10 protein-coding genes are annotated in these 12033 nt (G+C 64.0%); 4 read left to right on the top strand and 6 right to left on the bottom strand.

Annotation, left to right across the window (positions count from 1 at the left end):
* Positions 1-25: 25 nt before the first annotated feature.
* The gene (locus tag ABWO90_RS12225; RefSeq protein ID WP_353191500.1) at positions 26-922 is read right to left on the bottom strand and encodes a polyprenyl synthetase family protein; all 897 of its coding nucleotides are present in this window, start codon (positions 920-922) and stop codon (positions 26-28) included.
* A gap of 116 nt (positions 923-1038) precedes the next feature.
* Entirely contained in the window at positions 1039-1314 is a 276-nt protein-coding gene (locus ABWO90_RS12220; RefSeq protein WP_353191499.1) for an exodeoxyribonuclease VII small subunit, read from the bottom strand.
* 228 nt (positions 1315-1542) lie between these two features.
* Here ABWO90_RS12220 and ABWO90_RS12215 point away from each other — a divergent pair, with 228 nt between their 5' ends.
* From ABWO90_RS12215 to ABWO90_RS12205, 3 genes are all read left to right on the top strand, one after another.
* Positions 1543-2658: an aromatic ring-hydroxylating oxygenase subunit alpha gene (locus ABWO90_RS12215; RefSeq protein ID WP_353191498.1), complete on the top strand. Its 1116-nt coding sequence runs from the start codon at positions 1543-1545 to the stop codon at positions 2656-2658.
* Between the two features lie 337 nt (positions 2659-2995).
* Positions 2996-3835 (top strand): DMT family transporter, encoded by an 840-nt coding sequence (locus ABWO90_RS12210; protein WP_353191497.1) that lies wholly within the window; start codon positions 2996-2998, stop codon positions 3833-3835.
* A 134-nt stretch (positions 3836-3969) separates the two neighbouring features.
* Entirely contained in the window at positions 3970-4854 is an 885-nt protein-coding gene (locus tag ABWO90_RS12205; protein WP_353191496.1) for a sulfurtransferase, read from the top strand.
* 119 nt (positions 4855-4973) lie between these two features.
* On the opposite strand, the gene ABWO90_RS12200 is transcribed toward ABWO90_RS12205, so the two are convergent.
* The 4 genes from ABWO90_RS12200 to polA all read right to left on the bottom strand — a co-directional run bounded on the left by ABWO90_RS12200 (position 4974) and on the right by polA (position 11253).
* A complete protein-coding gene (locus ABWO90_RS12200; RefSeq protein ID WP_502922598.1) occupies positions 4974-5816 on the bottom strand; it encodes a ZIP family metal transporter in 843 nt (280 codons plus the stop codon).
* Between the two features lie 116 nt (positions 5817-5932).
* Positions 5933-6808: a dienelactone hydrolase family protein gene (locus ABWO90_RS12195; protein ID WP_353191495.1), complete on the bottom strand. Its 876-nt coding sequence runs from the start codon at positions 6806-6808 to the stop codon at positions 5933-5935.
* Between the two features lie 127 nt (positions 6809-6935).
* Complete coding sequence (locus ABWO90_RS12190; protein ID WP_353191540.1) at positions 6936-8303, bottom strand: NAD(P)/FAD-dependent oxidoreductase; 1368 nt, start codon at positions 8301-8303, stop codon at positions 6936-6938.
* A gap of 202 nt (positions 8304-8505) precedes the next feature.
* The gene (gene polA, locus ABWO90_RS12185; protein WP_353191494.1) at positions 8506-11253 is read right to left on the bottom strand and encodes a DNA polymerase I; all 2748 of its coding nucleotides are present in this window, start codon (positions 11251-11253) and stop codon (positions 8506-8508) included.
* On the opposite strand from polA, the gene ABWO90_RS12180 reads away from it, so the two are divergent.
* Positions 11254-11988 (top strand): LOG family protein, encoded by a 735-nt coding sequence (locus ABWO90_RS12180; RefSeq protein ID WP_353191493.1) that lies wholly within the window; start codon positions 11254-11256, stop codon positions 11986-11988. It begins immediately after the preceding gene.
* Positions 11989-12033 lie beyond the last annotated feature (45 nt).

Genomic DNA, 12033 nt, shown 5'->3' with positions numbered 1-12033 from the left:
GTCAATCGGTGCCAATCGACGCCAATCAGTTGATGCGATCGACCACGTAATCGGCCAGTGCACGCAAACGATCGGCGCTGCCGAGCGCGGCGCTCGCCGCATGCGCATCCGCGCGCAGCTTCTCCGCGTAAGCGCGGGCGCCGTCGAGGCCCATCAGCGACACGTAGGTCGGCTTGTCGTTGGCGGCATCCTTGCCGGCCGTCTTGCCGAGCGTGGCCGAATCGGCCGTCGTGTCGAGAATGTCGTCCACCACCTGGAAGGCCAGGCCAACGGCTGCGGCGTAAGCGTCGAGCGCAACGGTTTCGTCGTCCGACAATGCCCGACCGCAGATGGCGCCCATGCGCAGCGAGGCTCGCAACAGCGCGCCCGTCTTCAGGCGGTGCATGTTTTCCAATTGGGCCTGGGTGAGCTTGATGCCGACGCTCTCCAGATCGATCGCCTGTCCGCCCGCCATGCCCAGCGCGCCGGAGGCCAGCGCCAGTTCGCGCACCAGCGCGAGCGACTGCGCGGCGCTCAGGTCGCCCGTCGACTCGCCGAGCAGCACGAACGCCTGCGTTTGCAGCGCGTCGCCCGCCAGCAGGCCGGTCGCCTCATCGTACTGCACATGCACCGTGGGCTTGCCACGGCGCAGGTCATCGTCGTCCATGCACGGCAAGTCGTCGTGCACCAGCGAATAGGCGTGGATCATTTCCACGGCACAGGCGGCGCGGGCCAATGCCGCTTCGCTCGCCTGGGTCACTTCGCCGGCTGCGAAGCACAGCAGCGGACGCACCCGCTTGCCGCCGCCGAGCACGGCATAGCGCATCGATTCGTTCAGGCGGGACGAGCCGCCATCGGCCGCCTGGGGCAGCGCGGCGTCGAGCGCCGTTTCCACACGTGCCTGTACTGCCTGCATCCAGGCCTTGATATTCTGATCCGCCATCGTCTTCGTCCTGCACGTGCCCGACGGGCCGTGCGTGTTATTGAGTCGCCCCGGGCAGTCTGGGGACGCTTTGGGTCGTGGGTAATTCCGTCTTGCCGGTTTCCGCCGGAAACCGATCAGAACTCGTCGCGCGAAGGCGAAGCGTCGAGCGGTTTGAGCGTCTCGCCCTCGAGCACCTTGACCTGCTGCTCCACCTTCTCGAGCAAGCCCTGGCAATACTTCACCAGCACGGCACCGCGCCGGTACGCGCCGAGCGATTCCTCCAGCCCCAGCTCCCCACCCTCCATGCGGCCCACCAGCTTCTCCAGCTCGGCGAGCGCAGCCTCATAGGTCTCGGGCAGGTCCTGCGGCACCTCGGGCGCCGCGTCTTGCGACTTTGCAGTCTTGGCCATAAACGCAAAATTCGGGTCGAATGTTCCATTTTACGGCAAAAGCGGACTAGCTCGCAGAGCGTAAATTGCCCGAAATCCGGCGTCGATGACAATAATCGGACATTATTTAACGCAAATCATGGACTTAGCAGCCCCCTGGGACGCATACCGGGTATAATCGTCGGTTCCCCTAAATCGAATTTTCGATGGTTGGGTTGTTCACTGCTTTCAAGCTAGACGGGAGTGGGAATGTCCAATCTAAGCAGCGCTTTGCAACTCAAACCGGCCTCGAGCCAATTGCCGGTCTACACGTATTTCGACGAGGCGCTCCTCGCCCGCGAGCGTGAAGTCCTTTTCAAACACGGCCCCCGCTACGTGGGTCATGAACTGATGGTGCCGGAGACGGGCGACTATTTCGCCCTTCCGGCCGAGCAGGAAGGCCGCATGCTCGTGCGCAATGGCGCAGGTGAGCATGGCGGCGTCGAACTGCTTTCCAACGTCTGCCGTCATCGCCAGGCGGTCATGCTCAATGGTCGCGGGAACACGCCGAATATCGTGTGCCCCCTTCACCGCTGGACCTACGACACCCAGGGTGAACTGCTCGGCGCACCGCACTTCCCGGAGAAGCCCTGCCTGAACCTCGGCAAATTCCCGCTGCAACGCTGGAACGGCCTGTTGTTCGAGGCCGAAGGCCGCAACGTGCAGGCCGATCTCTCTCGACTGGGCGTGAAGCATCACCTCGACTTCTCGAACTTCATGTTCGATCACGTCGAAGTGCACGAATGTAACTACAACTGGAAGACGTTCATCGAGGTCTACCTCGAGGACTACCACGTCGTGCCGTTCCATCCCGGGCTGGGCAGCTTCGTCTCGTGCGAGGACCTGAGCTGGGAGTTCGGCGACTGGTACAGCGTCCAGACGGTCGGCGTGCACGAAGGTCTCGCCAAGCCGGGCAGCCCGATCTATCGCCAGTGGCACGACGTGCTGCTGCGCTATCGCGAAGGCGTGCCGCCGGACTTCGGCGCGATCTGGATGGTGTACTACCCGCACCTGATGATCGAGTGGTATCCGCACGTGCTGGTTGTATCGTGGCTCATCCCGCGCGGTCCGCAGAAAACGACAAACATCGTCGAATTCTATTACCCCGAGGAAATCGCGCTGTTCGAACGCGAATTCATCGAGGCCGAGCGTGCGGCGTATATGGAAACGGCCCGGGAGGACGACGAAATCGCCGAGCGCATGGATGCCGGGCGTCGCGCCCTGTTCGAGCGCGGCGTGTCGGAGGTCGGTCCGTATCAGAGCCCGATGGAAGACGGCATGCAGCACTTCCATGAGTTTCTCCGTCGCCAGATGGGAGACTTCTGAGCCTCGTCGCCGCACCTCAGTCTCACCGGACGGGAACGCGACGACCACCGGCCTCCCCCTCCCCGTCACGCCCTGTGGCGTGCACGAGACTGAATTAAATATTTGCCGAAAATTCGCTGAACGGCGGGCCATGTGCCCGCCGTTTTCGTTAGAATCGTCGCCATGCTTCTGATGTGACCGCTCGGTAGACATTCTGGCCGCGCGCGTCGGCAATACGTATTACGCAGCACAGGCCGCACGATCGGCTCCCGCCTGCTTCGCTCGCCCCGTTATCGCCTTTTTGCCTTTTTTGCTTTTTTCGCCGTCATCGGCCCCCTTCGCCATGCAATCGCTCTGGATGTTGGTTTCCGCCTTCATGTTCACGCTGATGGGGCTGTGCATCAAACTGGCGGCAAACGAATACAACACCGGCGAAATCGTGCTGTACCGCAGCCTGATCGGCGTCATCGTGTTGCTCGTCATTGCGGGCGTCCGGGGTCAGACGATCCGCACGCGCCACCTCGGCTCGCACGTCAAGCGCAGCACCGCCGGGGTTATCTCCCTCGGCCTGTGGTTCTACTCGCTGACGCAATTGCCGCTTTCCACGGCCATGACGCTCAACTACATGTCGCCGATCTGGATCTCGCTGATCGTCATGGCGACAGCGGCCATGCGCGGCAGCCTGCGCACGGACTTCCGGCTGGTGGCGGCCATCTTCGCGGGCTTCGTCGGCGTGGCACTGCTGCTGCAACCGACGATCGACAGCCAGGCCTGGGGCGGAGGCGTCGCGGGCGTGATTTCCGGCGTGTTCTCGGCCGTTGCCTACATGCAGGTCAAGGAACTGGGCGCGGCCGGCGAACCGGACTGGCGTATCGTCTTCTACTTCTCGCTCGGTGGCGTTCTGCTGGGATTGGGCTGGGTCGCCATCGACGGCATGCACGCCCTGACGTGGCGCGGCGCAGGCCTGATGCTGGGCATCGGCATCGCTGCCCTGATCGCGCAAACCGCCCTCACACGGGCGTTCAGCCTGGGTAACACCCTCGTGACTGCGAATCTGCAATATTCCGGCGTAATCTTCGCTACACTGATCAGCATGCTTGTCTGGGGCGATTGGCCAGCATTGGCCGGCTGGATCGGTATGCTGCTGATTGTCGCGAGCGGCATGACGGCGCTGCGCCGGCCGTCGCCGAGCGCGTGAATCGCTGAGCCCGGCAGGCCCGCCGGGCTGACGCTGGCGCCCGTGCGAGGCTCACATGGCGCCCCGCCCGACAAGCAGGCAACTCGGTCAGTACCCGCTGAACGATTTCCCCCACGCCCGTCTGCGGAGACGTCATGATTCACACGCACTTCACCACGCTCATCAGTCCGCAAAACCTCGACGCGCTGATGCAAACCGCCGCCGGTGGCGGCGCCCCGGTGGTCATCTTCGATTGCCGCTTCGACCTCGCCAATCCGGCCGCCGGCGAGGCTGCCTACGTCGAAGGTCACATCTTCGGCGCGTTCTACGCGCACCTCGAACGCGACCTGTCCGGTGAGACCACGGGCAAGAACGGCCGTCACCCGCTGCCCGATCGCGACGCACTCGTACGCCAGCTCGTGGCCTGCGGCCTGTCGAAGGGCCAGCAGGTGGTCACCTACGACGCCCAGGGCGGCATGTACGCGGCACGTCTGTGGTGGCTGCTGCGCTGGCTCGGCCATGAGTCCGTCGCCGTGCTCGACGGCGGCCTGCAGGCTTGGGAAGCCGCCGGGTTCAAGCTCGACGCCGCCCCGCCCGAAGCCCCGCCGCCAGGCGACTTCACGCCGGGCGAACCGCTGGCCACGACGGCAGACGCGGCAGCGATCGAACGCAATCTGACGTCGCACGAGCGACTGGTCATCGACGCCCGCGCGCCCGATCGCTATCGCGGCGAGAACGAGACCCTCGACCCGATCGGCGGCCATATTCCCGGCGCGGCCAATCGTTTCTTCAAGGACAATCTCGGGCCGGACGGCCGCTTCAAACCAGCGGCCGCGTTGCGCGAGGAATTCATGCAGGTCATGGGCAAGGATCGTCAGCCGGAGCGGGTCATCTCGCAATGCGGCTCAGGTGTGACGGCCTGCCACAATCTGCTCGCGATGGAAGTCGCCGGATTGCACGGCGCGAGCCTCTATCCGGGCTCATGGAGCGAATGGTGTGCGGACAAGCGCCGCCCCGTCGCGACCGGGGCACAGCCGTAAGCCGTAAGCCGTAAGCCGTAAGCCGTAAGCCGTAAGCCGCAATCGGCGCCTGCCGCCGAAATGAAAACGGGCGTCCCGAGGGACGCCCGTCTTTTTGGCCTGCGCTTTGCGCTTGCGCCTCAGCGCGACGACACCGACATCGCGAGCGCATTGCTGCGTCCGTCGTGATCGTGGCCGTGGTCGTGCTCATGATCGTGCCCATTGAGCCAGACCACCAGCGCCAGTCCGACGGCGATCAGCAGGATCTGCGGCAGCGCATCGCGCGGCGATGTCCGGCGTTGCATTTGCGGCATCAGATCCGACACGGCAATGTAGATGAAACTGCTCGCCGCCAGCGCAAGCAGATACGGAATCAGGCTCTGCAGACGGTCCAGCATGAAATACCCGAGCACACCACCGAGCAACGCCGTGAGGCTCGACGCCAGCGTCAGCACCAGCGCCTTGCGGCGCTTGAAACCGGCGTTGAGCAGCACCATGAAGTCGCCGAGCTTGTGCGCCACTTCGTGCACGGTGATCGATACCGTCGCGGCCACCCCGAGACGAGGGTCGGTGAGAAACGCTGCGGCGATCACCACGCCGTCGGCGAAGTTGTGAATGGCGCTACCGACCAGAATCATCCAGCCGCCTTTGCCCGCCTCATGGGCATCGTGCCCATGCTCGTGGTGGTGGCCATCGCCTTCGTGGTGATGGCTGTGACGCAGCAACGCGAGCTTTTCCAGCAGGAAGAAGCCCAGCAGTCCGCCCAGCAGCCAGCGCGTAATGACATGCGCATCGACATGCGCTTCAAGGCTCTCGGGCAATAGATGCAGCAAGGCGGTGCCGAGCAGCACGCCCGCCGAGAAGCTGACCATCTTGTCGATCAACCTCGACAGCAGGCCAAGCGACAGCGACGCCGCGCCGACGAGACTCAGCGCGCCGGAAGCGAGTGTGGCAATGGCAATGAATAGAAAGGTGGCGTCGATGGTCGTTCTCCCGCAGGCAAGCCGGCGATTTAACCAGCTTTTGGCGTTGCAGGCAAACCGACGGGCTCGCCTGCCCCAACGTTCCCACCGGCCGCCTCGCCAGCCACTGCGCCGCCTCAGGCCACGCCGTGCTTGCGGAACCAGTCGAGCGCCTCTTTCCAGCCTTCCTTCGCGTCGGCCTCGACGTAGCTCGCCCGATAGTCGGCGAAGAACGCGTGCCCCGAGTTCGGGAAGACCTTGAGTTCCGAGGCCTTCGACGCAGCGTCTCCCTTCGCGAGCGCTTCGCGAGCCTGCTCCACGGTCGCCACCGGAATGCCCGAGTCCTTGCCGCCATACAAGCCGAGCAGCGGCCCGTGCAGCTTGCCGGCAATATCGATCGGATTGGCCGGGAAGTTGGCGTTCTTGTCCCCGACGATGCGCCCGTACCAGGCGACCGCTGCCTTCACGTTCGGGTTATGCGCGTCGTACAGCCAGGCCACGCGACCGCCCCAGCAGAACCCCGTGATCGCCAGACGCTTCTCGTCGCCACCGTTGGCGACCGCCCATTTGACCGTCGCGTCGATATCGCTCAGCACCTGGTCGTCCGGCGTCTTCGCAACGATCTGCGACTGGATCTCGGCAATCGTGCCCAGCGACTGCGGGTCGCCCGCGCGCGCGAACAATTCGGGCGCGAGCGCCAGATAGCCCAACTTGGCGAAGCGGCGGCAGATGTCGGCAATGTGTTGATGCACGCCGAAAATTTCCGACACCACGATGACGGTCGGCAAGTGCGTCTTGCCCGCGGGCTTGGCGTAGTACACCGGCATCTTGATGCCCGGCACGTCGAGCATCATTTCGCCCGCGTCGAGTCCCTGCGCATCGGTGGTGATCGTTTCCGCGGCCACCGGCAGCACTGCCAGGGCAAACGCCGAACCAACGGCGGTCTTCAGAAAATCGCGCCGGTTGCGCGGCGCCACTTCGGGCACGAGACTATCCAGATCCGCTTGCGACATGTCGCACTCCAGGGAGAGATAAAGGACAAAAGAGGTAAAAGAGACAAGCAGTGCAAAGGCAAGAACCGGCTGCCGCCGCCAACGACCGGATGGCCCGACAGCCGAACGTTTCGGATATTACCCGGAACTAGTGCAACTTCACACGCGGCACGGTGGAGCGGCGCAAACGGTTCGCCACGGTGTCGAGCATCATGCGCCAGATGCCGTGCAGTGCCGCCACGTGCATGCGATAGAGCGAGGTGTACATCACCCGTGCGAACAGCCCTTCGATGAACATGCTGCCGCCGATCAGCCCCCCCATGAGGTTGCCCACTGCGCTGAACTTGCCCAGCGACACGAGCGAGCCGAAGTCGCGATAGGTGAACGTCGGCAGGCTCTGCCCCTTCAGGCGCGCCTCGATCGCCTTGACGAGAAAGCTTGCCTGCTGATGGGCTGCCTGGGCGCGCGGCGGCACGAAGCCGTGGTCGGGCCATTCGCAGCTCGCGCAATCGCCGAACGCGAAGATGTCGGGATCGGTCTTGCTTTGCAGCGTCGGCAGCACTTCGATCTGATTCAGACGATTGACCTCGAGCCCGAGCGTGCCGAGCACCGCCGGCGCCTTGATCCCGGCCGACCAGACGGTGATGTCGGCAGGCAGCACCTTGCCGCTGACGGTCGCGACTTCGTTCTTGCGGACTTCTGCGACGGAATCGCCGCAGAGAATATCGACGTCGAGCTTGCCGAGCAATCCGGCCACGGCGCCCGACACGCGCTCGGGCAACGCCTTCAGGATGCGAGGACTCGATTCGATGATGGTGATTTTCACGTCTTTGCGCGGATCGAGCTTGAGGCCGTAGGAACGCAGCACTTCGGCGGTATTGCGCAACTCGGCCGACAGTTCGACACCGGTCGCGCCCGCGCCGACGATCACCAGATTGACCTTCGGACGCGCGGGCACCGGCGCAGACAGCAGCGCACCGCCCTGCCCTTCGCTCGCGCCGACGGGCGTTGCCGGGGCCTGATCCGCCTCGCTTTGCGCACGCACGCAGGCGGCCATCAGGCGACGACGGAATCGCTCGGCCTGCTCGACCGTGTCGAGCGCAATGGTGTTTTCCTGCGCACCCGGCACGCCGAAGAAGTTTGTGGTGCTGCCGATCGCGAGCACGAGCGTGTCGTACGGCAGCGTGCGCTCGGGCAGCAGGTCCCCCTCGCCTTCATCCGGTGCTGCCGGCACGGCCGCCAGACGAATCGTCTTCGCCTGCCGATCGAGACCGATCATCTCGCCCGCCGCGAACTCGAAATGATGCCAGTTGGCTTGCGCGACGTAGGAGAGCTGGTGTGTCGCGGTGTCCATCACACCGGCCGCGACCTCGTGCAGCAGGGGTTTCCAGATGTGCGACGAGGAACGGTCGACCAACGTAATCTGAACGTCCTTGCCACGCCCGTACTTGTTGCCCAACCGGGTAACCAGTTCGAGACCGCCGGCGCCACCGCCGACCACAACGATACGATGCACACTCACGATAACTCCCCGTGCTTGGAAAACCGTCCGGCCGGTCGGCATTAACCCGACCGGCGATAGCGATTACCTTACCGCAGAGTACGGCCCTAAGGTATGCCTGCCCCCCTATTCCCGCTATTGCGTGACGCAGATTGCCATGCGACAGCCGGCATGCCGCCGATCCCGACGGACATACCATACCGGGTGCGCAAACCCCTTAATGGGCCTGCTCCCAATTCGCGCCCACGCCGACCTCAGCCACGAGCGGTACGCGCAGCTTGGCCACGCCGCACATCAGCTCCGGCAGACGCTTGCTCACCTCCGCCAGTTCATGGTCCGGGACTTCGAGCACCAGTTCGTCATGTACCTGCATGATCTGACGCGTCTGCAGCCCGCTGTCGTCGAGCCAGCGCTGCACCGCAATCATCGAAAGCTTGATGAGATCGGCGGCCGTGCCCTGCATCGGCGCATTGATGGCGGCACGCTCGGCGGCCTGACGGCGCGGGCCGTTACCGCCGTTGATGTCCGGCAACCACAAACGACGTCCGAACACGGTTTCCACGTAGCCGCGCGCCTTGGCGCTCTTGCGCGTCTCGTCCATGTAGCGCGCCACACCCGGGTAGCGCATGAAGTAGCGGTCGATGTACTGCTTGGCCGCGTCGCGCTCGATGCCGAGATTGGCGGCCAGACCGAACGCGCTCATGCCATAGATCAGGCCGAAGTTGATGACCTTGGCATAGCGGCGCTGTTCCGACGAGACTTCCAGCGGCGTGACCGAGAAGATTTCCGCCGCCGTCGCGCGGTGAATGTCCTCGCCGTTGGCGAACGCGCGCAGCAGGCTTTCGTCGCCCGAGATATGCGCCATGATGCGCAGCTCGATCTGTGAATAGTCAGCCGACACGAGCTGACTGCCCGGCGGCGCCACGAACGCTTCGCGAATGCGACGGCCCTCGGCGGTGCGCACCGGAATGTTCTGCAGGTTCGGATCGTTCGACGCGAGACGCCCCGTGATCGCCACGGCCTGCGCATAGTTCGTGTGCACGCGCCCGGTCGACGGATTGACCATCTTCGGCAGCTTGTCCGTGTAGGTCGACTTGAGCTTCGCAAGGCCGCGATATTCGAGCAGCACCTTGGGTAGCGGATAGTCCTCGGCCAGCTTCTGGAGCACCTCCTCGTCGGTCGACGGTGCGCCACTCGCCGTCTTCTTCACCACCGGCAACTGCAACTGCGTGAAGAAGATGTCGCCGATCTGCTTGGGCGAATTCAGATTGAATTGCTGCCCTGCCAGCGTGAACGCTTCGGCTTCGAGCGCGATCAGCTTGCGTCCGATTTCATCGCTTTGCGCGGCGAGCCGCGCGGTGTCGACGAGCACGCCGTTGCGTTCCATGCGCTGGAGCACGCGGGCTGTCGGCATCTCGATATTGCCGTAGACGAATTCGAGCGTGGCTTCGCGGGCCACGTCCGGATAGAGCGCCCGGTGCAGACGCAGTGTGATGTCGGCGTCTTCGGCAGCGTACTCGGTCGCGCGCTCGACGCTCACCTCGTCAAACCCGATCTGCTTGGCGCCCTTGCCGCAAACGTCTTCGTACTTGACGGTCGTCACGCCCAGATGGCGCGACGCGAGACTGTCCATGTCATGGCTGCGGTGCGATTCGAGCACGTACGATTCGAGCAGCGTGTCGTGCACAATGCCGCCGAGCGTGATGCCGTAGTTCTCGAGCACGTGCGCGTCGTACTTCAGATTCTGTCCGACCTTCTTGTGATCGGCGCTCTCCAGCCAGTGCTTCAGGCGTGCAAGCACTTCGTCGCGCGGCAGTTGTTCGACTTCGCCCGGCGCGCGATGCGCCACCGGAATGTAAGCGGCGCGCCCGGGCTCGCACGAGAACGACAGACCGACAAGTTGCGCCTGCATCGCGTCGAGCGAGGTCGTCTCCGTGTCGAACGCCGTCAGCTCCGCTGCTTCGATGATCTTCATCCACGCATCGAACTGTTCCCACGTGAGCACCGCGTCGTACTGACGCTCGATGGTGTCGGCGACCGGCGCGGCCACAGCCTCGCCGGCCTGTGCGGCCTGCGTCGCCACGGCCGTTTCGGCTTCGCGCAGCAACGTCTTGAAGCCGTGGCGCGAGAAGAAGTCGCGCAGCGTCTCGGCGTCCTCGGGCTGCGTCTGCAGGCTCGCTTCAATGGAGGTGACCTGCGGCGCGAGATCGCAATCGAGTGCCACCGTCACGAGCTTGCGCCCCATCGGCAGCCACTCCAGCGCGCGGCGCAGGTTCTCGCCGACGGCCCCCTTCACCTCGCCGGCATTCGCGACGAGATTGTCGAGGTCGCCGTACTGCGTAAGCCATTTGACGGCGGTCTTCGGGCCGCATTTGTCCACGCCCGGCACGTTGTCGACGGTGTCCCCCACCAACGTGAGGTAATCGACGATCCGCTCGGGCGGCACGCCGAACTTGGCGGTGACGGCTGCGGCGTCGAGCGTTTCGTTGGTCATCGTGTTCACGAGCGTCACGCTGTCGTTCACGAGTTGCGCGAGATCCTTGTCGCCCGTGGAGACGACCACACGCATGCCGCGCGCGGCGGCCTGCTTCGCGAGCGTGCCGATGACGTCGTCGGCTTCCACGCCTTCGATCATCAGCAACGGCCAGCCCATCGCACGAACCGCTTCGTGAATCGGCTCGATTTGCGCACGCAGATCGTCCGGCATCGGCGGGCGATGTGCCTTGTATTCGGGGTACCAATCGTCGCGGAAAGTCTTGCCCTTGGCGTCGAAAACGCAGGCGCTATACTCTGCATGTACGTCTTTACGCATGCGGCGCAGCATATTGACGATGCCGTGAAGCGCCCCGGTGGGCTCACCGTTGGGGCCGCGCAAATCCGGCAGGGCGTGATAGGCTCGATAAAGATAACTCGAACCATCGACCAATAAGAGCGTCTTACCTTCCAGACTTTGCTGTTCCGACATATGACCAAGAGAAGAAAAGAGATACCGAGTCTGCGCATGCTGGCAGACCATGAGCGCGCCACCGCCAAAAAGGCGCGCGCGTCGTGGCAGATGTTCACGATTATGGCAGAGTTCATCGAGGCGACCGAGTACCTCTCGGAGATCCGTCCGGCGGTGAGCATCTACGGCAGCGCACGCATCAAACCGAAGTCGCCGTTCTACAAACTGACGATGACCATCGCGCGCAAATTCTCCGATAGCGGGTTTGCGGTGATCTCCGGCGGCGGCCCCGGCATCATGGAAGCGGCCAACAAGGGCGCGCACGGCGGCGCCTCACCGACCGTCGGACTGAACATCGAACTGCCGCACGAACAGAAGGGCAACCAGTGGCAGGACATCTCGCTGCGTTTTCGCCATTTCTTCACGCGCAAAGTCACGTTCGTGAAGAACTCGGACGCGTTCGTCATCATGCCCGGTGGCTTCGGCACGCTCGATGAACTGTCCGAAGTGCTCACGCTCATCCAGACGCAAAAGTCGCGCCACGTCCCCGTGATTCTCGTGGGCACGGAATTCTGGAAGGGACTGCTCGACTGGGTGCGCTCGACAATGCTGCCGATGGGCCTCATCGGCGAGAAGGATCTGGATCTGGTCCAGGTCATCGACGACCCGGACGAAATCCTGAAGGCCGTGTTTGCCTTCTACGACGGGCACATCGAACCCGAGACGGAAACCAGCGAGAAGATGTTCTACCTGTGACCGACGGCATCGCCTCGTCACCGTCCACCGCAAAGAAAAACGGCG

It is taken from the genome of Pandoraea pnomenusa (genome assembly GCF_040391475.1).
Lineage (GTDB): Bacteria > Pseudomonadota > Gammaproteobacteria > Burkholderiales > Burkholderiaceae > Pandoraea > Pandoraea pnomenusa_C.
Note: the sequence above shows the minus strand (reverse complement) of the source record. Positions and strands in the feature narration are given on the sequence as shown.